Genomic DNA, 25,825 nt, shown 5'->3' with positions numbered 1-25,825 from the left:
CAAATAATACCCAATTTGACTTTCCTCTTTTAGAGGGATTAAAGGAATCTTTAAAATAAAAAATTTATGCCAGTTAGAAAATACACCTATTACGATTTTACATTAAGTCTCTGCCACGAGTGTTTAAAGCGTGTAGATGCCAAAATTGTTTTTGAAAATGGCAATGTGTACATGCTGAAACGTTGCAACGAGCACGGAAACTCAAAGGTGTTAATTGCGGATGATATTGAGTATTACAAAAATATTAGAAACTACAACAAACCAAGTGAAACGCCATATAAATTTAACACGCAAACCCATTATGGTTGTCCTTATGATTGCGGATTGTGCCCCGACCATGAGCAGCATTCTTGTTTAACGGTTGTGGAGGTTACAGACCGTTGTAATTTAACCTGCCCAACCTGTTACGCGGGCTCATCGCCAACCTATGGCAGGCACCGCACTTTAGACGAGGTAAAAGCAATGTTAGACACAATTGTTAGGAACGAAAAAGAGCCTGATGTGGTACAAATTTCGGGTGGCGAACCCACCATTCATCCGCAGTTTTGGGAGATTATGGATTATGCAAAATCGCTCCCAATTAGGCATTTAATGTTGAACACCAACGGCATTAAAATTGCAAAGGATAGCGCTTTCGCGGAACGACTAAAAACCTACGCGCCAGATTTTGAAATTTATTTGCAGTTTGACTCGTTTGAAAATAGCGTGTTGCGCGAACTTCGTGGTGCGGATTTGAATGATATTCGTGAGCAAGCCATTGCTAATTTGAATGCTGTAAACCTATCAACGACGTTGGTGGTAACGCTTCAAAAAGGTTTGAACGACCATGAAATAGGGAAAATTATTGATTATGCTTTAAAACAAAAATGTTTGCGTGGTGTAACGCTGCAACCTACGCAAATTGCGGGTCGTTTAGAGCATTTTAATCCTGAAACCGATAGAATGACACTTACCGAAGTGCGCCGAAAAATAATGGAACAAACCGATATTTTTAATCCAGATGATTTACTACCCGTACCTTGCAATCCTGATGCCTTGGTGATGGGTTATGCTTTGAAATTGGATGATGAGGTGTTCCCTTTAACGCGTTATATTAACCCAAATGATTTGCTAGATAATAGTAAAAATACCATTATTTACGAACAAGACTCACAATTACAGGACAAAATGATTGAGTTATTTAGCACAGGAAATTCGGTTGAGGTTGCCGAAGAAAATCTGAAAAGCATTATGTGCTGCTTGCCAAATATTGATGCGCCAAACTTGGGTTACGATAATTTATTTCGTATCATTATTATGCAATTTATTGATGCTTATAACTTTGATGTACGCGCCATAAAAAAATCCTGTGTGCATATTGTGGATAAAGACAATAAAATTATCCCTTTTGAAACCATGAATTTGTTTTATCGAGATGATAAAAAAACACGTTTGGAGGAACTTAGAAATGAGATATAATAGATTTCAAGACTTTTAAAAATAACTAATATGAGCAATTTAGCAGAAATTAAAGCAGCTATTGAAACGTATGCAAATGATTCTAACTTATCAGCCTTAGAAATTGTTGAGAAATTAGAAAAACACTTTTTTAATAAAAAAGTAAACGAGAATTTAAAACTCTATAAAAAAGGAAAGAAAAAAGTAAGTGATATTACCAAAGACTTAAAAATATCACCACGAAAATTTTATGCTATTTTAGCCAAAAAGAAGATAGCACATAAAACATACAATAAAGCTTAATTTGTAATTAAGCCTTCTTATATGGTACTATTTTTAAATATTTGAATATGGGGATGATGAATTACTTATTGATTGATGGGCCAAATAATAATTATTTTTTCTTGATATTGCTATATATTTTTATAGCCTTTGGAGTGCCCATTTTATTGTTAATCATTGGAATTGCAGTCCGTTCTAAAAATAAAAAATTATCCAATATATTACTCATTATAACAGTTGTTTACGCTATTGTTGGTTTGGGCTTATGTGGCGTATTAATGTATTAAAATAGAAAATTATGACAGCGCTTTTAAATCCAAATATGAATTTAGATGGTTTGGTGTATTTTTTTGCAGCCATTATGTTAGGGCCAGCAATCCTACTTGCAATAATAGGAGCGTTATTATTAAAGAAAAACAAAAAAGCAGCAAAAGTCTTCTTTATTTTAGCTGCAGTATATCTTATAGTAAGTTTAGGAATTTGTGGTGCTTTGTTGGCTTAATTTTAATATCCAAATACCATAAAACCCTAGCACTAATTCGCCAATAGTACCAAATATATATCCAGACGTGGGCGTACCATCTATAGCTAAACTAAGTATGCGTCCAAAACCCAATCCTAGCATAAAAATCATGTTGCTTAGTAATGCAAGTTTTAAGTAACTTGCTTTAAAAATTCCTAAAACCCAAAGTGTAGAAAAGCCTAAATACAAACCCATAATGGCTTTAAAAAAGTTATGCTCATCAATGGTATTTAAATGAATATCAAATTGTGAATCGGGATCAAAACCATATACGAAAGATACTGGCACCACAATTAAAACCGAAATTATTAAGTGTATTTTATTGATGATGTCTTGTTTGGTTTTTAACATTTTATATAACTGCTGTTAGTCAAAAATAATAAAGTTCTAGCCAAGAACTGAAAAGACCTCATAGGTTTTTAAAACCTGTGAGGTTTGAATATCATATTTTTAAGCGAGATTTATTTTAAAGTATTGCATAACTCAGTTCCTTTAAATAATAATATATACATCTCAAAACTTTATAAGTTCAAACAATTAAGATAGTATGAGACTAATCACGTATCCATTTTTTTATAACCTCATTATAACTTCTACCCGAAGTAACTTGGTTTTCCTTTTTGTTATTCAATGAAATTATAAATCGACTATTAAAATATTTTTGAATATTATTTACGTAATCTTTATTAATAATGATCCCACGGTGAATCCTCAAAAAATTATCAGGTAGTTTTTGGTCTAAAGCAGAAATAGATTCTGTACTTAGGTAGTTTTCAGCGTCGCAGTGTATGGTGGTATAATTATTATCGGCTTCAAAAAAAGCGATGTCTTCTAGTTTTATAAAAATGAGTTTGTCGTTTTTCTTTACGGTTATCGAGGTCATTTTTTTAACCGCTTTTTTATTCGAAATATCCTTTAAAATAGATAGAATTTCTTCTGAAGATTTACTCTTAGTAAAGGTTTTTAATTTTTCTACTGTTTTTTGCAGACGCTCTACCTTTACAGGTTTTACTAAATAATCGATACTATTAGTTTCAAAAGCTTCTAAAGCATATTGATTATAAGCGGTACAAAACACCACAATAGGTATTGTTTTTAATTGTGCTAATAAATCAAACCCCGTTTGCGCGGGCATTTCAATATCTAAAAAAATAATATCTGGGTTTAAGCGTTCTATTTTTTCTTTGGCTTCGGTTACATTTTGGGCTGTATCAATAACCTGAAACGTTTCAGGGAATGCTTTAAGCAAGTTTTCTAAACCCAATCTTGCTGGCGCTTCATCGTCTATAATTATGGTTGTATAGGTCGTAGTCATATTAAACGGTATCAGGTATGGTGATACTAATTACTTTTTCTGGGATATTCGTCCAGTTTATAGCGGCTTTATCGCCGTAACTTAAACGTAATAAATCATAAACGGTTTGTAAGCCATGACCGCTGACTAAACCTTCTGGAAAATCGGGTCCATTATCGCTTACAGAAATGACTAACTGATTTGCTTCTTTTTCAATATTTAAACTAATGTTACCCTCGCCTTCATTTTGAGACACACCATGTTTTACGGCGTTTTCTACTAAGGGCTGAATTAAAAATAAAGGGATTTCATGATTTAAGAGCGTTTCATCAACGTTGATATTAAACTGTAAACGGTTTCCAAAACGTATTTTTTCAATATTTAAATACGATGTTACCATCTCTATTTCATCTTTAACCGTACTCATTTCTTTGCCTTTTCGGTTTATGGAATACTTAAACAAATCGGATAAAGAATGTGCCATTTTTTGGGTTTTAACAGCATCTATTGGCGCTAAACTTGCAATAGAATTTAAAGAGTTGTATAGGAAATGTGGGTTTATTTGGGATTGTAAAGATTTTAATTCTGCTTTAGATTTTAGCTCTCTTAGTTTTGAGAGTTTGGTTTCGTTTTCTACGATTAAATTTCGTTCTTTGAAGATGAAATAACTTATTAAGGCTCTCAATGAAGCGACAACCATTCCAACTAAAAAAATATATGATAAAATAGTGTAATCTTCCTGATCACTTTGAATTTCTTTCTTTGCCAAAATGATAAAGACTAAACCTGAAATCAGTAGAAACGGTAAAAATCCTGTGGATAAAAAGATCCATCCCGTTTTTAAAAGGATGTTTTGTGAAGATTCCCTTATTTTTAGTTCCATAAATCTGAAAAAAATTAGATAGCTAAACAAAGTTAACATTGCCACTAATGTAAATTGTATAGTTTCCCCTCTTACATAAGGTACTTTAGAATAATCATTTGGAATTGTTAAATAACCAAATAATGAAATCGCGAAGATCATCAATATTCCTAAAAAAAAGAAACTTATAAAAGCTATTATAAAGAGTTTTAAAAAAGGTGTTTTAATGATTGAAGTTATGAGATTATTTATTTTTATAGTTATGATTAAAAAAAATAAGCCTAAAATTAAAGCTGGTAAAAAGATAACGGCTATTGGATTTTTTACCCACCATAACGACCTGTCTCTTATCCTAATTTTATTATTTTCTATATCATCTATAATATACGAAAATTGCAGATTTGCTTGCTGCAAACGTTTTTTAAAACCCTCTTTATAGACCTCTTTTATGATAGACATATCTCCAGAGTTTAAAGCTCCTGTTTTTAAAGAACTTGGCGTGATGGGATTAAAAATACTTTCTCTTTTCTTTATTCGAGATGGATAAACAAGATATCCTTCAACCAACATTCCTGCAATTTTATTTTCTAGTTCATTTTTAATTTCTAAATCTGTCTTTTCTATGATGTAGATGTAAAGTTCAGCTCTATAAATTTCTCTGTTTGCGTTGTACCAATTTTTTGAATGGGTAGTGCTGATAGGGTTATATTTATCTTTAATATAGGTATCTAAAAACTTAATTTTTAAATTAGATTTATTCATGTTTGTCAACTGAATACTTGCAGTTTTAGTTATACTATCTAGTTTTTTAACTATTTTAGATATTAACAAAGAATCTGAAGTTTTATAAAGCCCCTCGATGCCTACATGAATACTATCTCCCCATTTACGGATTGGATTTTTTTTATTTGAATTCATTTCAACCAACCTCTCCCAAGGTTGCGCTGGTAATACCTCAATATCTTGGGCATAACAATAAACTCCTAAAAACAGAAATACTAATAAATAAGATACTATCTTCATCCGTGGTAAATTTAAAAATTCCTACCACAAAAAAACACCCATAAAATTCTTTTTAAAACCACTTTCTTGTAAACTGCAAATTTGGAGTGCCAACTGCAAGAATTAAGATGCTTTTAGTTATTCCATACACAAACATATTTAACTATCTTTGCAATCGCTGTTTAAACGGCAATATTTTGACTATGAAGAACATCAGGAATTTTTGCATTATTGCACATATTGATCACGGAAAAAGTACACTTGCAGACCGTTTGTTGGATTACACAGGTTCGGTAACCGCCAGAGAGCAACAAGCGCAACTGTTAGATAGTATGGATTTGGAGCGCGAACGTGGTATTACCATCAAGTCGCACGCCATCCAGATGGATTACGAGTTTGAAGGTGAAAAGTATGTTTTAAACTTAATTGATACACCAGGACACGTAGATTTCTCTTATGAAGTATCCCGTTCTATTGCGGCTTGTGAAGGGGCGCTGTTGATTGTAGATGCTGCACAAAGTATACAAGCGCAAACGATTTCAAACTTATATTTAGCTTTAGAAAACGATTTGGAAATAATTCCTGTATTGAATAAAGTAGATTTACCAAGTGCCAACCCTGAAGAGGTTACCGATGATATTGTAGATTTATTAGGTTGTGATCCCGAAGAAGTGATTCACGCAAGTGGAAAAACAGGTTTTGGTGTGGATAATATTTTAAAAGCCATTATAGAACGTGTGCCGGCACCAGAAGGCGATCCAAATGCGCCATTACAAGCTTTAATTTTTGATTCGGTTTACAATACCTTTCGTGGTATAGAAACCTATTTTAGAGTATTTAATGGTGAAATTAAAAAAGGACAAAAAATTAAATTTGTTGCTACAGATAAAGAATATTACGCAGATGAGGTTGGTACTTTAAAATTAAACCAAGTTGCAAAACAAAGCGTAAAAACTGGTGATGTAGGCTATTTAATTACAGGTATAAAAACGGCTAAAGAAGTAAAAGTTGGAGATACTATTACCGATTTTGAAAAACCAACCACTAATATTGTTGAAGGTTTTGAGGATGTAAAACCCATGGTTTTTGCTGGAATTTATCCCGTGGATACTGAGGATTACGAAGAGCTTCGTGCCTCTATGGAGAAGTTACAATTAAATGATGCCTCTTTAGTGTTTCAACCAGAAAGTTCTGCAGCGTTAGGCTTTGGGTTTCGTTGTGGATTCTTGGGGATGCTTCATATGGAAATTATCCAAGAACGTTTAGAACGCGAGTTTGATATGACGGTGATTACTACGGTGCCTAACGTTTCCTATCACGCGTTTACCAATAAAACTCCAGACGAAATCATCATTGTAAATAACCCATCTGATTTACCAGAACCTTCAACCTTAAACCGGGTAGAAGAGCCTTTTATTAAAGCGACTATTATTACAAAATCAGACTTTGTGGGTAATGTGATGTCACTTTGTATTGAAAAACGAGGTCTTATTATCAATCAAACCTATTTAACTACTGAGCGTGTAGAATTAACATTTGAAATGCCACTAGCCGAAATTGTTTTTGATTTTTATGACAGATTAAAAACGGTTTCTAAAGGCTACGCTTCTTTTGATTACCATCCAATCGGGATGAAACCATCAAAATTAGTACGTTTAGATATTTTACTAAATGCACAATCTGTGGATGCGCTTTCGGCATTAATACACGCCGATAACGCGCAGTATATAGGTAAAAAGATGTGTGAAAAGTTGAAAGAGTTAATTCCGCGTCAGCAATTTGATATTCCTATTCAAGCGGCTATTGGGGCAAAAATTATTTCTAGAGAAACAGTAAAAGCCTTACGTAAAGACGTAACAGCTAAATGTTATGGTGGTGATATTTCGCGTAAGCGTAAGCTTCTTGAAAAGCAGAAAAAAGGTAAAAAACGTATGCGTCAAGTGGGTAATGTAGAGATACCTCAACAGGCGTTTATGGCGGTTTTGAAGTTGAATGATTAATTCAATACTACTAAGACTGCAATTTCATAGCGTTTTGTATATAATTTAAGCGATATTAAACATTACTGCCTTCGCAGGAGTACGAAAAATTATTTCTACAGAAGCAGTAAAAGCTTTAAGAAACGACGTTATAGCTACACGTTATATGGCTATATTTTGGATAAGTCTTAGCATTTATCAAATCTGTTTTCATTTTATTCATCAATTTGAAATAAACCGCTAATAATCTGTAATACTTTTAACTTTTGTATCAAAATTTTTATTAATAATTTCTTTTTAATTTAAAAACACTCTTTTTTCTGTAAAAATAATTAGCCTTCTAATTGTTAATAATTTATTTTGTAATTTACATTTCTGTCTTTACAGTATTTGTAAGAAACAGTTGTATGCCCTAAAAATACTAAGTTTAATTTTCCTTTTAGTTTTAAGTTTTGGTTTAAATACGTAAAAATTGTTATTAACAATTTCGCATTTTTTAAGCGATACTTTGTTATATCTCAAATGATTACAATATTCTAAAAATGAATTAATAATTTTTAAAAGTAATGTTGAAAAAAGGTGTTATACGTATTTTAAATGCCTTTTTTTATGTGAATTTTAATTAGAAATAGACAGATAATTTTATATGAAAGCACTTTTTTATACAAGAGAATTTCCGCCTTATGTTTATGGTGGTGCTGGTGTACATGTTGAATATTTAGCAGATGAGCTATCAAAATTGATGGATTTAGATGTAAGATGTTTTGGAGATCAAGATTCAAAAAACGCTAGTTTAAGTGTAAAAGGATTTCCTTTTGAAGATGGTGTTTTTGAAAATGCAGATGATAAATTAAAGTCAGTATTTAAAACACTAACTACTGGCTTGCATATGAATGCAGATGCTGTTGATGCAGATGTAGTACATTGCCACACTTGGTATGCTCATTTTGCAGGAATTATATCAAAACTATGTTATGGTACACCTCTAGTAATAACAACACATTCTTTAGAGCCTTTAAGACCTTGGAAACGAGAACAGTTAGGTAGAGGTTATGATGCATCTTCTTGGGTAGAAAAAACAGCAATTGAAATGGCTGATGCTTTAATTGCGGTGTCTAAAGAAACAAAAGAGGATGTTATAAAACATTTTAATGTAGACGAGGATAAGGTTAAGGTAATTTATAATGGTATAAACCTTCAGCAGTACATACAAACCTCAGAAACTGCAACTTTAGATACATATGGTATTGATAAAGCTAAACCCTATGTACTTTTTGTTGGTAGAATTACAAGGCAAAAAGGTATTATACATTTAGTAAATGCTATAAAATATATAGACCAAGACACACAAATAGTACTTTGTGCTGGTGCGCCAGACACAAAAGAAATTGGTGAAGAAATGAAAGCTGCCGTAACCGAAGTTCAGAAAACAAGAGATAATGTAATTTGGATTGATAAAATGGTAACTAAAGAAGAAATCATTCAACTGTATTCTCATGCTGATGTGTTTTGTTGCCCTTCTATTTATGAACCTTTTGGAATTATAAATATTGAAGCCATGGCATGTAATACAGCCGTTGTAGCTAGTGCTGTAGGAGGTATAAAGGAGGTTGTTGTAGATGGTGAAACAGGTGTTTTGGTGCCGCTAGAACAACAAAATGAAGCGCCTTTTGAACCTATAGATCCTGATAAATTTTCTAGAGATTTAGCAAACGGTGTTAATACAGTAATTGCTGATAAAGTTTTAAGAACATCTATGGCTACAAAAGGAAGAAAACGTGTGGAAGATTATTTTGATTGGATAGCCATTGCTAAACAAACAGAAGCGCTTTACAAATCACTACTATAAAAATTCAACTAAATAACTAATGTAATATGATTAATAACAAAGTTTTATCTATTGTACTCGGTGGAGGTCAAGGGTCTAGACTATATCCTTTAACAGACCGACGCTCTAAGCCAGCAGTATCCATAGCAGGAAAATACAGATTGGTAGATATTCCTATTTCAAACTGTATAAATGCAGACATCAAACGTATTTTTGTATTAACACAATTTAATTCTGCAGGTTTAAATAAACATATTAAAAACACCTATCATTTTAGTTTTTTTAGTAGTGCCTTTGTTGATGTATTAGCTGCAGAACAAACTCCAGAAAGTAAAACTTGGTTTCAAGGAACAGCAGATGCAGTAAGGCAAAGTATGCACCATTTTTTACAACATGATTTTGAATATGCACTGATATTATCTGGAGACCAATTGTATCAAATGGACTATGATAAAATGATTGAAGCACATGAAGAAAGTGGTGCTGAAATTTCTATTGCAACTATTCCTGTTAATGCCAAAGATGCTACTGGTTTTGGAATATTAAAAGCCAATGACGAAAATATTATTACCTCGTTTGTAGAAAAACCAGATTCTAGCTTATTACCAGATTGGACATCTGAGGTAAGTAGTGAAATGAAGTCTCAAGGACGTAATTATCTAGCTTCTATGGGTATTTATGTATTTAATAGAGAGTTATTGGTAGAATTAATGAAAAATCCTGATACCATTGATTTTGGAAAAGAAATTATCCCACAATCTATTGATTCTCACAAAACACTGAGTTATCAGTATGAAGGGTATTGGACAGATATAGGAACTATAGAATCCTTTTTTGAAGCCAATTTAGGATTGACTGATGATATTCCTAAATTTGATTTATACAATAGAGATAAGCGAATTTACACACATGCTAGAATGCTACCCACCACAAAAATAGCTGGAACTGCTTTAGATAGAGCTGTAGTCTCAGAAGGCTGTATTATTAGTGCCTCAAAAATTGAAAAATCAGTTATTGGTATTCGTTCTAGAATAGGAAAAGAATCTACCGTAATTAATACATATATGATGGGAGCAGATTACTACGAATCCCTAGAAGATATGCAAAACAACAAAATTGAAAATTTAATGGGTATTGGAGAGCGCTGTTTTATAAAAAACTGTATTCTAGATAAAAACTGTCGTATTGGTGATGATGTTAGAATAAAAGGTGGTGCGCATTTAGAAGACTCTGAAACGGATACGTATTGTGTAAGAGATGGTATTGTTGTTGTTAAAAACGGAGCAACTATTCCTAAAGGCACTATAATTTAAAACATAACCTTATTTTTTTATAATTAATAGAAATGCAAAACCAAAAACGAGTTGTAATAGATCATGTGTCGCCAAGTGTAAATTGTGGTGAATTTTATATAAAACGAGTAGTAAACGAAGTTGTTAATATTAGAGCTTTTATTTTATCCGACGGACATGATGTTTTAAGTGCCTCTGTTTTATGTAAGCACGACAATGAAAAAAAATGGACTGAGACTAGAATGTCATTAGATTTTAATAACGAATGGCAAGCCGTTTTTACAGTAAAAAAACAAGGATTTTACACTTATAAAGTTGAAGCTTGGGTAGATTATGCATTAAATTGGCAGCATGGAACCATAAGAAAAATTGAAGATGGACAATATGTACGTTCTGAATTACTTGAGGGTGCAGAGTATATTAGTCAATTACTAAAAAAAGGTATTTCAAAAGAAGATAAAGCATATTTAAAACATCTTGAAATCATTTTTAAAAATGAAGATGCGTATGGTGAAGCTATAAACGAAGCAGTTTCAGACAAACTTCATGATATTTTTTATAATAATCCCGTAAAAATTCTCGAAAATACTTCAAATGCATACAAGGTATACGTAGATAGAAAAAAAGCGAGATTTAGCACGTGGTATGAGTTTTTTCCACGATCTGCTTCAAAAGAACAAGGAGTTCACGGTACTTTTAAAGACTGTATAACACTTTTGCCTCGTATTAAAAACATGGGGTTCGATGTAGTGTATCTGCCCCCTATTCATCCTATCGGAGAAGTAAATCGTAAAGGAAAAAATAATACAACCGAAGCTAAAGATGGTGATGTTGGCTCTACATGGGGCGTAGGTTCGCAACACGGTGGCCATAAAGCCATTCATCCACAATTGGGAAGTCTTGAAGATTTTAAAGATTTGGTAAATGAGGCCAAAGTGCAGGGTATGGAAATTGCTATGGATTATGCGTTACAAGCAGCACCAGACCATCCGTGGGTAAAAACACATCCTAAATGGTTTAAATGGCGACCAGATGGTACGGTACAATATGCTGAAAATCCGCCTAAAAAATACCAAGATATTTTACCTATATATTGGGAAAGCGAAGATTACAAAGCACTGTGGAATGAATGTTTAGATGTATTATTGCACTGGATAGATTGTGGTATCGAAATATTTAGAGTAGATAATCCGCATACCAAACCTTTTTATTTTTGGAGTTGGATTATTTCAAAAGTAAAAGAAAAGCACCCAAACGTAATCTTTTTAGCAGAAGCGTTTACGGCGCCTAAGGTAATGCAACAACTAGCAAAACAGGGTTATACACAATCCTATACATATTTTACGTGGCGTAATAATAAACACGAATTAATTGAGTATGTAGAGGAATTAACTAAAACCGAACTAAAAGAGTATATGCAACCTAATTTTTGGCCAAATACTCCAGATATTAATCCGTTTCATTTACAAAATACAGGAGAATCTAAACACATACAGCGTTATGTATTAGCAGCAACTTTAAGCTCAAGTATTGGTATTTACGGGCCTGTTTTTGAGTATATGCTCTCAGACTCTTTATTGGGTAAAGAGGAGTATTTAAATTCCGAAAAGTTTCAAATTGTAAATTATGATTGGGATATCAAAAATAAACTCATCACAGTAATTAGTAAAATTAATTATATAAGACATCATAATGAAGCGCTTCAGCAAACAAATAATATTAAATTTTGTTATGTTGAAAATGATAATTTAATTGCGTTTTATAAATGGAACGATGCCAAAACCAATCATATTTTTGTAGTGATAAGTTTAGATCATCACAATTCTCAACAAGGCTCAGTACAACTGCCTTTAAATGAGTTAAGTGTTCATGCAGGACACCACTTAGAAATGCATGATTTAATTACTGATAATCGTTACAATTGGGATAAGGAGTGGAATTTTGTAGAGTTACACCCAACATTACCATTTCATATTTTTAACATAAATAAATAACAAGTATTGTCTGCAAAAGACGATAATTTCTTTAAAAAGGAAAGTAAATAACTAACACTAACTATGGCACACGTTAAACCGCACAGTTTATTCACAGAATTCGATATTAATTTATTTAAAGCTGGAAAACATTTTAGACTTTATGAAAAATTCGGATCACACCTTGTTACCGTTGATGGTATAGATGGTGTATATTTTGCTGTTTGGGCACCTACTGCTAAACAAGTTTCTGTAATAGGAGATTTTAATTATTGGATGGAAGGTGAGCACCAACTTAATGTGCGTTGGGATTCTAGTGGTATTTGGGAAGGCTTTATACCTATGGTTGAAAAAGGTGCTGTTTACAAATATAAAATACAAAGTAATAATAATGATATAAAAACAGAAAAGGCAGACCCTTACGCAAGACGTTGCGAGCATCCACCAAAAACCGCGTCCATTGTTTGGGATGATACTTACAAATGGAAGGACACCAAGTGGATGAAAAAACGGAAGAAAAATAATGCTATAGATGCACCGTATTCTGTTTACGAAGTGCACTTAGGGTCTTGGAAAAAAAATGTTGAGGAAAACAGATTTATGTCTTATTATGAGTTGGCCGATGATTTGGTGACTTATGTAAAAGAGATGAACTTTACCCATGTTGAGTTAATGCCTATTATGGAGTTTCCGTATGATCCTTCTTGGGGATATCAACTAACAGGCTATTTTGCGCCAACATCACGTTATGGCTATCCAGAAGAGTTTAAATATTTAGTGGATAAATTACACCAAAATGATATAGGAATTATTTTAGATTGGGTACCGTCTCACTTTCCTGAAGATGCTCATGGACTTGGGTTTTTTGATGGTTCAAATCTTTACGAGCACCCTGATAAACGAAAAGGTTATCATCAAGATTGGAAAAGTTTAATTTTTAATTATGAACGTAATGAAGTACGCTCATTTTTAATAAGTAATGCCGTGTTTTGGATGGATCAATATCATGCCGATGGCTTACGAGTTGATGCTGTTGCCTCAATGTTATTTTTAGATTATTCTAGAGAAGATGGAGAGTGGGAACCAAATATGTATGGAGGTAGAGAAAACCTTGCTGTAATTAGTTTTTTAAAAGAATTAAACGAAGAAATTTATGCCTCTTTTCCAGATGTGCAAACTATAGCAGAAGAATCTACAGCTTTTCCAATGGTATCAAAGCCAACCTTTTTAGGAGGCTTAGGTTTTGGTATGAAATGGATGATGGGTTGGATGCACGATACCTTAGAATATTTTGCAAAAGATCCAGTATACAGAAAATACCACCATAATGAAATTACCTTTAGTTTAGCATATGCATTCACCGAAAACTTTATGTTACCTCTATCACACGATGAGGTTGTATATGGTAAAAATTCTATTTTAGGAAGAATGCCAGGAGATGAATGGCAACGTTTTGCAAACTTGAGATTATTATATGGATATATGTTTACACATCCAGGAACTAAACTATTGTTTATGGGAAGTGAATTTGGACAATATAATGAATGGGATTTCCAAGGGAGTTTAGACTGGAATCTGTTAGAATTTAAGCCTCATCAAGATGCTCAAAATTACTTCAAACATTTAAATAAACTTTATACATCTACACCTGCACTTTACGAAAAAGGGTTTAGTAACGATGGTTTTGAGTGGATTAGTCACGACGATCATGAAAATTGTGTAATTTCATATATACGAAAAGGTTACAATGAAGAAGAAAGTGTTGTTGTTGTATGTAATTTAACGCCTTCCATTAGAAAAAATTATAAAATTGGTGTACCATTTAAAGGTAAACTAGTTGAAATTTTTAATGGAGATGCTAAAGAATTTGGTGGTAGCGGTATTGCAAATAAAAAGCAAATTACTATCAAAAAAGAAATCTGGAATGGCAAAGCATATTCAGCAGAAATTATACTGCCGCCATTGGCAATTACAGTTTTTAAATTTAAATAGAAATAATATTATTTTAATAGAAATGCGCAATAAATTAGTACTGCGCATTTTTTATTAAATACTCTGAAAGTCAGTAAATTCTACTTAATATTTTGAAAGTTTTTTTGCTTAAAATCAAAAAACACTGCTGTTTTACACATTCTTAACAACTTGGTAATTTAAAGGAGCCATTATTAAGTTATGTCCAAGTAATTAACCCTTTTTTTATAAAAAAGAAAGTACCTAAACATTTAAAATTTAGTAATTTCGTTCATTAATTTTAATACCTGTTTACATGATATTAAATACCGAATTAGAATATAAAGGGAACTTATTTCCTTCCAAAATAGTTAAATACGAAAAAAACCTTAACGTTCTCTCTTTTACTGCTGAAAACGGTGTTGTACTAGAAGTTACAGTTCGTAGAGATAGCATCCTACGATTTAGATTTACAACAACTGGTATTTTTGAAAATGATTTTTCTTATGCCATAACAAAATATGCAAGTAGAGGTTACAACCATTTAGATGTAACAGAAGATAAAAAAGATTACATTATTACAACATCTAAGCTAATCTGCAAGATTTCAAAGTTAGATTTAAGAACATCTATATATGATGCTGTGGACAAAACATTGATCTGTGAAGACGAACTTGGTTTCCACTGGGAAGAAAGTTACGAGCATGGTGGTAATGTTGTAAAAATGTCTAAAACAGCTCAACCAGGTGAAAGTTACTACGGCCTTGGTGATAAACCTGTAGACAACAATTTAAAAGGAAAGCGTTTTGAAAATTGGGTAACCGATTCTTACGCTTATGGTAGAGATACAGATCCTATCTATAAAGCTATTCCTTTTTATACGGCATTGCATCATAAAAAATCATACGGTATCTTTTTTGATAACACGTTTCGTTCTGCTTTTGATTTTTGTGGAGAACGCAGAAATATCACCAGTTTTTGGGCACACGGTGGCGAAATGAACTATTACTTTATTTATGGGCCTGATATGCCTGAAGTAGTAGCAAATTATACCGATTTAACGGGTAAACCACATGAAATGCCAGCACTTTGGACATTAGGTTACCACCAGTGTAAGTGGAGTTACTATCCAGAATCAAACGTTAAAGAAATTACAGCTAAGTTTAGAGAGTTGCAAATACCCTGTGATGCTATTTACTTAGACATTGATTATATGGATGGGTTTAGATGCTTTACATGGAATAAGGAACACTTTCCTAACCCTAAACGTATGGTTAAGGAGCTAGCTGATGATGGTTTTAAAACTATTGTTATAATAGATCCAGGAATAAAAATAGATATGGATTATTCCGTATTTAAAGAAGGCTTAGATAAAGACTACTTCTGTAAACGTGCTGATGGCCCATACATGAAAGGAAAAGTTTGGCCTGGGGAATGTTATTTTCCGGATTTTACAAATCCTGAAGTAAGAGACTGGTGGTCGGATTTATTTAAGGAATTAGTAGAAGATATTGGCGTTAAAGGTGTTTGGAATGATATGAACGAGCCAGCAGTAATGGATGTTCCAGGAAAAACATTTCCAAATGATGTAAGACACGATTATGATGGAAACCCCTGTAGCCATAGAAAAGCACATAATGTTTACGGTATGCAAATGGCACGTGCCACGTATCAAGGTTTAAAAAAATTCTCATATCCTAAACGTCCTTTTGTAATTACAAGAGCAGCTTATTCTGGTACACAACGTTATACCTCTAGTTGGACAGGAGATAATATTGCAACTTGGGATCATTTAAATATTGCAAACCTTCAAGCACAACGTATGTGCATGTCTGGATTCTCATTTATTGGGTCCGATATCGGTGGATTTGCAGAACAACCTAATGGCGAATTATATGCACGTTGGATACAACTAGGTATTTTTCACCCATTTTGTAGAACGCACTCCTCTGGAGATCATGGCGATCAAGAGCCTTGGGCTTTTGATGATACTATCACTAATGTAGTTCGTAAGTTTATCGAAATACGATACCAATTATTACCGTATTTGTACACTGCATTTTGGAGATATGCTGAAGAAGGTATTCCAATCTTAAAGTCACTAGTACTTTATGATCAAGAAGACTCTCAAACGCATTATAGAAACGATGAGTTTATATTTGGCGAAAAAATATTAGTATGTCCCGTAAATGGTCCTAACCAAAAAGGGAGACGTATGTACGTTCCTAGAGGAAATTGGTATAACTTTTGGACAGACGAATTAATAACTGGAAAACAAGAAATTTGGGTTGATGCAGATTTAGATAGTATGCCAATTTTTGTTAAAGAAGGCGCTATTATACCTAAATATCCTATACAGCAATATGTTGGAGAAAAAGTTATTAATGAGCTAATACTAGATGTGTATTACACTGAAGGTAACGAACAATCTACTGTTTATGAAGATGCTACTGATGGGTACGACTACATGAAAGGAAGATATAGTTTACGTAACTTTAATTTGTTAGGTAAGAAAAACGAATTAATTATCCAGCAGCATAAAACAGGTAAATTTGTAACTACTTATAAAACCTTTAAATTAAATTTACATGGTTTACCATTTAAAATTAAAAAGGTGCAAGTTGATAATGTAGATATCCCATTAACAGATTTAAAAATTAATGGTGATAATTCTCTAGTTCTTAAAAAAGAATTTACAGAACTACATATTGTTGGTTAATACATAAGAATAGATATTTTAAAACCCCTGTATCATTATAAGACACAGGGGTTTTTTAGTATAATAACCTGTTGTGCATTTTTAAAAAATTTTGTCAATTCGAGTGAATTTCACGATTGAAATGAGTGAAATTTGTATCGAGAATTAGAGTTTTTAATATGAATTGGTTCTCGATACGATTTTTGTCAAAAAATCATTCGAACTGACATTACACTGTTTATTTCACCTCAAAATGCACAACGGGTTATAATAGTTAACATATAATTAAAACTCGAACTTTAATTGTACACTAACACTTTTTTTTGCTATAGGTTTAATTTTCTTTCCAGTATTTAAATTAGACATAGAAATTCCTAACAAGCGAACAGAATTATTTAGTTTTTCTTGGTATAATAAGTCCTTCGCCGTTTCTAAAATTACGCTTTTGTCTCCTATATAATATGGTAACGTTTTACTTCTGGTTTGTAATGTAAAATCACTATACTTTATTTTTAGTGTTACAGTTTTTCCTGCTACGTTGCTTTTTAAAAGTCTTCGGGATACTTCTTCAGCAATACGCTCTAGTTTTTCTAACATAAACACTTCCGAAGATAAATTTTCACTAAACGTACGTTCTGCAGCTAAACTTTTTCTTGTGCGGTGCGGTTTTACTTCACTATGATGAATACCTCTAACCACGTAGTAATAGTACGTGCCAGATTTTCCAAAGTTTGCATCAAGATATTCTAAAGATTTTTGTTTTAAGTCAGCCCCAGTAAAAATGCCTTTTTGGTACATTTTTTCAGCAGTAACTTTTCCAACACCATAAAATTTTCTGATGTCTAATTGTTCTAAAAATTCTAAAACATCTTCAGGATTTACAGTTTTTTGTCCGTTAGGTTTGTTATAATCACTTGCAACCTTTGCTATAAATTTATTGATTGAAATGCCAGCAGAAGCTGTTAAACCTACTTCGTTTAGAATACGAGCTCTAATTTCCTCAGCTATTAATGAGGCGCTTGGGTTTCCCTTTTTGTTTTTAGTAACATCAAGATAGGCTTCATCTAGAGATAGTGGTTCTACTAAATCGGTATAATCATAAAATATTTTTCTAATTTTTTCAGAAATTTCACGATAGCGCTCAAAGTTCGTTTTTACAAAAATAAGATGCGGACAAAGTTTTATAGCTAAACGTCCTGCCATGGCACTTTTTACACCAAATTTTCGTGCCTCATAACTTGCAGCACTAACAACACCACGTGTTCCACCGCCACCAACCGCAATAGCTTTTCCTTGTAATTCAGGGTTATCCATTTGCTCTACCGATGCATAAAACGCATCCATATCAACATGAATAATTTTTCGTATTGGTAAATTGGTAGACATAATGTAAATTTATGAATTCCTGCGGAGGCAGGAATCTTAAAAAAGTAAAAAAGCAGTATTTGTTTCCACGAATAATATTATGATTGAAATAGAACGAAAATTTTTAGTAAAGACGGAAGCATTTAAAACAGAAGCATTTAAAAAAACAAGAATTAGTCAAGGCTATTTAAATTCTGATAAAGAGCGTGCTGTGAGAGTAAGACTAAAGGATAATTGTGGGTATTTAACAATTAAAGGTGCATCATCAAAAAATGGATTGTCTCGTTTTGAATGGGAAAAGGAAATATCAAAAACCGATGCAGAAGCATTATTAAAACTTTGTGAACCGTCACTAATTGATAAAATACGTTTTGAAGTTAAAGTGGGACATCATATTTTTGAAGTGGACGAATTTTTTGGAGATAACCAAGGTTTAGTAGTTGCTGAGGTAGAGCTAGCATCAGAAGATGAAGACTTTACCAAACCTGAGTGGCTTGGAGAAGAGGTTACTGGAACCATCAAATATTACAATTCGCAATTAAGTAAACATCCTTATAATACTTGGACATCATGAAAAAAGTACGCGTTGTATTTATAAGTTTAGCTGCTATTTGTTTTAATTGTAACGATGTATCAAAATCAGAAACCTCAAAAGATAAACATAGTATAGCTATTGAAAAAACTAAAGAAACCCCTGTAATAGAACGAATTGATGATATAAGTATTACTAAAGAACAGGAAAAATCATTAACAGTAAAACAAATTAAAAAGAAGCTGTTAGACAAAGGGTTTAAAATATTTGACTATGTAGATAAAGAAACGAAAGACACCATTATAATGCAGCAATATTTTATGGCTTTTTTAAAAACAGGACCAATTAGAGGTCAAAATGAAGAAGAAGCTATAGAACTACAAAAAGAGCATGTAGCTCATTTATCTAAAATGTATCGATTAGGATATGCTGATATTTCTGGTCCTTTTGGAGACGATGGCAATATTCGTGGCATTACCATATACAATGTGCCAACGTTAAAAATGGCCGATAGTTTAGCAAGTTCTGATCCAATGGTAAAAGCAGGAAGATTAGAAATTGAAATCCATCCGTGGTGGGCTGCTAAGGGGTTTTCGTTACGATGAGCAGTTTAAAATCAGTTTTTAAAAACATTAAATATATAGTGATTCTCGGATTGTTAATTCACTTTACAATCAAAGATACGTTTTATTGGTCGTCTTTATTTTTTTATGGTTTACCGCTTCCTGTTTTAAGTTGTCTTGCACTTATTGTTGTGGTTTGTTCAAAAAAAATACCTCGAAAATCGATGTTTATAATTTCACTTTTATGCTTAGTTATTTGGATAAGCAGGAGTTTTAAAATGAATAATGAACCTAAAGTTAATGAAGGTTTTGAAGTTGTATTTTGGAATGCAAGACATAATAAACAGTTTTTGGATGCATTAAATGAAAGTAATGGAATACCTGATGTGCTTGTAATGGTTGAATATGATAGTGATAATATCAATAATGCTAAAGATAAGCATCCAGAATACCATTATTTTTTATCTGATAGCACTGGTTTTGGTATTTTATCAAAAACACCTCTCTTGATGCATGAAGAAATAACACATGATGATGATTCAACTATTTTAAGTTTTCAAACTAATGGGTTTAATTTTTATGCTGTAGATATTTCAGCGAGTTATCTTAATTTTAGAAAGACATCGTTACACTTTGTAAATTCTAATATTGATAAGCAAAATAAAACTATTATTCTAGGAGATTTCAATACACCTCTTGAGTCTATTCATTTTAGTTTTTTTGAAACCTATTTTTTAAATGCCTTTAATGACAAGGGAAATGGTTTTAGAGAAACCTGGTTATGGAATATGCCACTTTTATCTTTAGATCATGTTTGGGTGTCTAAGGATTTAAATATTTTAAACGCAGATAAAATTGCCACATTTAAGTCAGACCATAGCATGATTAAAACTGTTATTAAAAGATAATATTTGTTTTTCAAGTCACTTGTATAGTTTTTGTATAGGTTTCTTAGTCTTTTAGATACTTCTTATTGAATAACTTTTTCTTAATATAGCTTATTTGTATTGGGTTAATTTAGAACGCTCATTTTTCTGAATCGAAACGCATACTTTTTTATGTTTACAATCTTTAGAAAAATAAATTAAATGTTTAGATACTTTACAGTATTGTTTTTAATCTTATTAACTGATTTTTCTTTTGGTCAAATTGTATTGACTCAAACCCATAATGATGCTACAATAGGGATTGATAGAAAAGCTTGGAATGGTTTAGGTAACACCTCTTCACACAGTGATGGTTATGCTCATGATTTTACATTACTAGGTAGTACTACAAATTCTTGTCAACAAATTACAAGTATAGCAATCGATATAAATCTTACCAATTATACCAATAACAATGCTTGCCCGCATTTTGAAACTTATTACAATCTGTTTTATGGATGTACTTCATATACTGGAGGCGCAACGTGTTTACCAGCTACTAATTTGATTGCTGAACCTAATTACCCAGTAAATGTAAGTCCTCCACCATTTAATTTTGGAAACCCTTTAGGAAGTCCCGTTAACCCTAATATTGTACCAGGTTTTGGAGATAATTTAGGTATAGATATAATAACTGTTTCTAATCCTGGTTGCAATCCAGTGACTAATGGACATATAAGTTATCAATACACCATTACGGTTACTATTACTGTTACAGATACAACGCCAACTGAACCAACTACACCTCTAGAGTGTTGGGAAAACAGAAGTTTTGATAATTCAGTATGTGATTGGAATGTATCAGGAGCACAACCTATGCAGCCTGTTATTGAATGCTGGGAAACAGCAATATTTAATAATACTTCCTGTACGTGGGAGGTTACAGGAACGCAACCTGTACAGCCTATTATTGAATGCTGGCAAACAGCGAGTTTTAACACTACCAGTTGTATATGGGAAGTCTCTGGGTCGCAACCCGTTCAACCCAATCTTGAGTGTTGGCAAACTGCAACATTTAATAGCACTACCTGTATGTGGGAAGTATCAGGAACGCAGCCAATAGCACCCAATACAGAATGTTGGCAAACCGCAATATTTAATACCACCTCTTGTATTTGGGAGATATCAGGAACGCAACCTGTTGAGCCAGCAACAGCATGCTGGCAAACCGCAACATTTAACCCAGATACATGTGCTTGGGAAATTACAGGAACCCAACCAGGTAACACAACTGAAGACGCTAGAGTATTTTGTCCTGAAGAAATAAAAACGTTAAATGCACAAACTGCAATTCCTAATCCAATATTTTTATGGAATACTGGAGAAATGACTAAAGGTATAGATATAGTCAATCAAGGCACTTATACTGTAGAAATAACTGGTGATATTTGTGCTTTTGAAACTAGAATTTTTAATGTGAGTTTTATAGATACTCCAATAATTGAAGATATTATTTCTGATGGAAGAGATATTGTGGTAAACATATCAAACACAGGCGATTTTCTTTACTCTTTAGATGGTGGTGATACATTTCAAAATAGTAATACTTTTTTTAATATTGAGGGTGGTAGTTATACCATAGTTGTTAAAGATAGAAATTGTGAAGACACTGTAACCATGCAGCATTTACACTTTTATATTCCAAAGTTTTTTACGCCTAATAATGATGGAGTAAACGATACATTCAATTTAGGCGGTATTGAATTTTATAAATCATCCGAAGTTTCTATCTTCAATAGGTATGGAAAATTAATGAAGTTTTCTAGAAACAGTCCGTTTAGCTGGAATGGTATGTTTAGTGGACGAATGTTACCTTCAGGTGATTATTGGTATGTTATCATTATTAATGGGCAAAAATTCACTGGGCATTTTACCTTAAAGCGTTAATTAGAAACCTCAAACCAACGTTTCGCCTCATGCCCAAATTCATCAACTACAGTCAATACATGTTTTCCTGGTTTTGATTGAATCCCCAACTCATGAATATCTTTGGTACTACCTACAAACGTGGCATCAATATACCAAAACACCATGCTTTCAGGTTTTGAATGTGCAATTTTTAAAATAAGGTCGTTGGTTTTGCCATCAAAATCTTTAGGTAGAAAAATAGATTGATTTGCTTTAGGATAAATAAAGTCGATAGTCACATCATATTCTCCTAAACAATCTGTTCTAAATTTTGGTAGTGTTTTGTAAAACGGATTTTTAGTTTTGTAATAATGCGCCATAAGGGGTGGCAATACAAACCAAGATTTGTGTGTCATGTTAGAGAGGTCTTCACAAGATGAATTCACCTGATATAATTCCTCTTTATCCAAATGCACGAGTTTATGATATGGGCAAGGTTTTGTTTTCAATCCGCTAACTTGTACATAATTATTTATTACAACATCACAATTAGGAGACGCACGATAACCACTTAATTCACAGATAGAAACCTCCTGCATTTCATCAAAAGGTTCGGTAAACCAATCGCTGTTAGGTAATACATCAAACACATCAAAAAGAATAGGCGCAGCGGCTTGGACACCAACCAATCCTGGTCTGCCTTCGCCATCGGCATTTCCCACCCAAACCCCAACTACATAATCTTTGGTAGAGCCAATAGCCCAAGCATCGCGAAACCCAAAGCTCGTGCCTGTTTTCCATGCTATTTGTTTAGAGCCATCAAAAAAGGCCCAACTCTCATCACTTTCTGGTCGGTTTACTTTTTTTAAGTTCTCGTAAGTCAGGTAAATCGAAGCGGCATCAAATACCGTTTTATCAGCTGTTTTTTTACCAAAATTAACCGTTTCAGATGCCAGGAATGAAGGTTCGCAAAATTCATTGGAGAAATACTCACTAGAGGTTTCAGAAAAATGATTTAAGGTAGAGGATAGTGCCGCATAACTTTTACTCAAATCCCAAAGGTTACTTTCCGCACCGCCAAGTGCAAGCGATAACCCATAATGGTTTGCCGAATATTTTAAATCCTTTAATTCTAATTGTTTTAAATAATGATGAAATCTGTCTAAACCAAACTGCTGTAACATTCTAACAGCAGGCACATTTAAAGAACGCGATAAGGCTCTACTAGCAGGTACTGCACCATCGTAGCTATTATTAAAATTTTCAGGCGTATAGCTACCAAATTGTGTAGGCACATCGGCCACCAAAGTGTTCGGTAATAAATCACCACTATCCAACATCGCTGCATATAAAAAAGGTTTTAAAATACTACCCGTACTTCGGGATTTATCAATAATATCTACTTGGTTTTGGTGCGCTTTATCTGTTGGTGTGTTACCAATATAAGCCAAAACTTTTCGGGTTTTTACATCCAAAACAAGTACAGCTGCATTATAAATTTCATTTTGACTTAATTGATTGTAATGTGTTTTTACAATACGGTTAGCCTGCTTTTGCAAATGCTTATCAATACTCGTTTTTACAAATTTTCCACGATGGTTTTGTGCTACTTTTTGCAACAAATGTGGTGCAATTTGTGGTAACGGATACGGTTTTTGAGGTAAACCTTCAGCCACCGATAAATCGTATGTTAAAGTATCAATTATGCTATTTGTCAAAAGTTTTTTTAGTAGTCTATTACGCTTTTCTAGTAAACGGTTTTGGCGTTTCCCAGGGTAAATTAAACTCGGGGCATTGGGTAATACCGCCAAAGTTGCACTTTCTGCCCAAGACAATTCATAAGGATTCCTATTAAAATAACGCCACGAAGCAGCATCGAGTCCTACAACATTACCACCAAAGGGCGCATTACTCGCATAATACCCCAAAATTTCCGCTTTACTAGCACGCCATTCCAGTCGAGTTGACAAAATTAACTCTTTCAACTTTTCAAAATACGTCCGTTTTTGCCCTTTTCGCGACAACCTTATAACTTGCTGCGTTAGCGTGCTACCACCACGTTTTATATCATCAGATTTTAAATTCTCACGCAACGCCTTAAATATCGAAACCGGATTAAACCCAGGATGCTTATAAAAGTAGGCGTCTTCAAACTGAATAATACAAGTTTTAAATTTCTCAGGTACCGAATCGTTATGCGGAAATCGCCATTGCCCATCCTTGGCAATTTGTGCGCCTAATAAATCCTCAGTTACGCTTGTGATAACAGTAGCCGTCGGATCTTTAAAAAGCGGATTTGGCAAGCAAAAATAGTAGGCTACTACAATCAATACTAGAGTGATTGATTTAGCTTTATGCCTCTTTATGTAATTAAAAAGTGTATTCACCTTAAATTATATACTGTAAAGTAATGCTATTAGATGTTGTTTAAGATAAGTTTATGATAAATATACCTCATAAAATTACTCACAACAAAGTTTAGTTAGATGATGGCGAAGGTAAGTTTGTTAAAACCGAAGAAAAAATAATAATAAAATAAGATACCAATGCAGGCATGTTTCTAAGTAAAAAATTAAAAGTATATTTTATTTTCCATGGCGTTCCCCCAAGGGGTCGGGCTATCCGCTATATCTTTTTTGTATTGAATTTATTTTAGTATCTTAATAAACCACAGTTAAACCACAGTTAAACCACCCAAAATAGTCTTTTTATATACAATTTATTCTGAGCACAAAAAAGGATGCCGCTACTATCCCTAACGCGGGTGTACCAGCTAGTGTTAGTATAAACACAATGGTCAAGTTAATACCCAAAGCCACTATCTACCAATAAATCAAACAAAATCCACAGTGATAAAAAAACACCCAATACCTTATTAATATACCATCTGTAAAGTTTCAGGACACATTTATAATATTCATACAGTTCTCATTTAAAAACAAAAACAAACAAAAGCCTTCCCTTACAAGTAAAAAGCAGCTATTTATGCGACACTGCAAGTCATAATTAGTAAAAAGAAATAGGTGTAACCAGTTGTAAATAATGGATTTAAAGTGTAATTAAAAAAAAAGCAAAAAAAAGGATAAAAAAGTCATTGTGTAATTAAAAATAGGTAGTATGTTTGCACCCGCAAAAACGGTTAAGTCAGTTAAGCGATAAGTTCATTCACAGAGGTATATTTTAAGATAATAATTTGGAAATTTTTTTCAAAAAAAAATCAAAAAGTATTGTGAGAGAATAAAAAGGGTTTTATATTTGCACCCGCTTAACAAGGAAACGAGTTAAGAAGAGAAAAAGAAAGTTCATAAACATATTGAATTGACAGCGTAAGATTGATATTGGAAACGGTATTAATCAACAAAGAGAATAGACCATTTTGAGTATTAGAGATTCTAAATTAGTTGTTAAGCAAACAAGTCATACAAGACTTAAAAATTTAACGATGAAGAGTTTGATCCTGGCTCAGGATGA

Annotated in this window: 18 protein-coding genes; 13 read left to right on the top strand and 5 right to left on the bottom strand. The window is 32.9% G+C overall.

Annotated elements, in window-relative coordinates; translation table 11 throughout:
- Positions 1-66: 66 nt before the first annotated feature.
- The 3 genes from ACKGJY_RS10145 (at position 67) to ACKGJY_RS10135 (ending at position 2,221) form a co-directional block, all read left to right on the top strand.
- Positions 67-1,458 (top strand): radical SAM protein, encoded by a 1,392-nt coding sequence (locus tag ACKGJY_RS10145; RefSeq protein ID WP_413973777.1) that lies wholly within the window; start codon positions 67-69, stop codon positions 1,456-1,458.
- A gap of 30 nt (positions 1,459-1,488) precedes the next feature.
- Positions 1,489-1,740 carry a hypothetical protein gene (locus ACKGJY_RS10140; protein WP_413973776.1) on the top strand — a complete coding sequence of 84 codons (252 nt, stop codon included), beginning with the start codon at positions 1,489-1,491 and terminating at the stop codon, positions 1,738-1,740.
- A gap of 277 nt (positions 1,741-2,017) precedes the next feature.
- Positions 2,018-2,221, top strand: coding sequence for a hypothetical protein (locus ACKGJY_RS10135; protein ID WP_413973775.1), 204 nt, complete (start codon positions 2,018-2,020; stop codon positions 2,219-2,221).
- Here the strand turns inward: ACKGJY_RS10135 and ACKGJY_RS10130 are convergent.
- The 3 genes from ACKGJY_RS10130 to ACKGJY_RS10120 form a co-directional block, all read right to left on the bottom strand.
- A complete protein-coding gene (locus ACKGJY_RS10130) occupies positions 2,192-2,593 on the bottom strand; it encodes a DUF4345 domain-containing protein (protein ID WP_413973774.1) in 402 nt (133 codons plus the stop codon). The genes ACKGJY_RS10135 and ACKGJY_RS10130 overlap by 30 nt on opposite strands.
- 202 nt (positions 2,594-2,795) lie before the next feature.
- Positions 2,796-3,557, bottom strand: coding sequence for a LytR/AlgR family response regulator transcription factor (locus ACKGJY_RS10125; protein ID WP_413973773.1), 762 nt, complete (start codon positions 3,555-3,557; stop codon positions 2,796-2,798).
- Position 3,558: 1 nt separating this feature from the next.
- Entirely contained in the window at positions 3,559-5,421 is a 1,863-nt protein-coding gene (locus ACKGJY_RS10120; RefSeq protein WP_413973772.1) for a sensor histidine kinase, read from the bottom strand.
- A gap of 182 nt (positions 5,422-5,603) precedes the next feature.
- On the opposite strand from ACKGJY_RS10120, the gene lepA reads away from it, so the two are divergent.
- The 6 genes from lepA (at position 5,604) to ACKGJY_RS10090 (ending at position 17,141) form a co-directional block, all read left to right on the top strand.
- Positions 5,604-7,400, top strand: a complete 1,797-nt coding sequence (gene lepA / locus ACKGJY_RS10115; protein WP_413973771.1) for a translation elongation factor 4 — start codon at positions 5,604-5,606, stop codon at positions 7,398-7,400.
- Between the two features lie 625 nt (positions 7,401-8,025).
- Complete coding sequence (gene glgA / locus ACKGJY_RS10110) at positions 8,026-9,228, top strand: glycogen synthase (RefSeq protein WP_413973770.1); 1,203 nt, start codon at positions 8,026-8,028, stop codon at positions 9,226-9,228.
- A gap of 26 nt (positions 9,229-9,254) precedes the next feature.
- Positions 9,255-10,520, top strand: coding sequence for a glucose-1-phosphate adenylyltransferase (locus ACKGJY_RS10105; protein ID WP_413973769.1), 1,266 nt, complete (start codon positions 9,255-9,257; stop codon positions 10,518-10,520).
- Between the two features lie 32 nt (positions 10,521-10,552).
- Entirely contained in the window at positions 10,553-12,493 is a 1,941-nt protein-coding gene (locus ACKGJY_RS10100) for an alpha-1,4-glucan--maltose-1-phosphate maltosyltransferase (RefSeq protein WP_413973768.1), read from the top strand.
- Positions 12,494-12,556: 63 nt separating this feature from the next.
- On the top strand, positions 12,557-14,464 hold the full coding sequence (glgB, locus tag ACKGJY_RS10095) for a 1,4-alpha-glucan branching protein GlgB (protein ID WP_413973767.1): 1,908 nt from the start codon (positions 12,557-12,559) through the stop codon (positions 14,462-14,464).
- Positions 14,465-14,738: 274 nt separating this feature from the next.
- Entirely contained in the window at positions 14,739-17,141 is a 2,403-nt protein-coding gene (locus tag ACKGJY_RS10090) for a glycoside hydrolase family 31 protein (protein ID WP_413973766.1), read from the top strand.
- Positions 17,142-17,405: 264 nt separating this feature from the next.
- Here the strand turns inward: ACKGJY_RS10090 and dinB are convergent, their stop codons facing one another.
- A complete protein-coding gene (dinB, locus tag ACKGJY_RS10085; RefSeq protein WP_413973765.1) occupies positions 17,406-18,506 on the bottom strand; it encodes a DNA polymerase IV in 1,101 nt (366 codons plus the stop codon).
- Between the two features lie 79 nt (positions 18,507-18,585).
- Here dinB and ACKGJY_RS10080 point away from each other — a divergent pair, with 79 nt between their 5' ends.
- From ACKGJY_RS10080 to ACKGJY_RS10065, 4 genes are all read left to right on the top strand, one after another.
- A complete protein-coding gene (locus tag ACKGJY_RS10080) occupies positions 18,586-19,059 on the top strand; it encodes a CYTH domain-containing protein (RefSeq protein WP_413973764.1) in 474 nt (157 codons plus the stop codon).
- Positions 19,056-19,622, top strand: coding sequence for a YciI family protein (locus ACKGJY_RS10075; protein ID WP_413973763.1), 567 nt, complete (start codon positions 19,056-19,058; stop codon positions 19,620-19,622). Before ACKGJY_RS10080 ends, ACKGJY_RS10075 begins: the two co-directional genes overlap by 4 nt.
- A gap of 236 nt (positions 19,623-19,858) precedes the next feature.
- Positions 19,859-20,488 carry an endonuclease/exonuclease/phosphatase family protein gene (locus ACKGJY_RS10070; protein WP_413973762.1) on the top strand — a complete coding sequence of 210 codons (630 nt, stop codon included), beginning with the start codon at positions 19,859-19,861 and terminating at the stop codon, positions 20,486-20,488.
- Positions 20,489-20,668: 180 nt separating this feature from the next.
- A complete protein-coding gene (locus tag ACKGJY_RS10065) occupies positions 20,669-22,393 on the top strand; it encodes a T9SS type B sorting domain-containing protein (protein WP_413973761.1) in 1,725 nt (574 codons plus the stop codon).
- Here ACKGJY_RS10065 and pbpC read toward each other — a convergent pair.
- Positions 22,390-24,741, bottom strand: coding sequence for a penicillin-binding protein 1C (gene pbpC, locus ACKGJY_RS10060; protein WP_413973760.1), 2,352 nt, complete (start codon positions 24,739-24,741; stop codon positions 22,390-22,392). The two genes, ACKGJY_RS10065 and pbpC, sit on opposite strands and share 4 nt — an antisense overlap.
- Positions 24,742-25,825 lie beyond the last annotated feature (1,084 nt).

Source organism: Hyunsoonleella sp. 2307UL5-6 (assembly GCF_047345485.1).
Lineage (GTDB): Bacteria > Bacteroidota > Bacteroidia > Flavobacteriales > Flavobacteriaceae > Jejuia.
This window is presented reverse-complemented; position numbering and strand designations above follow the sequence as displayed.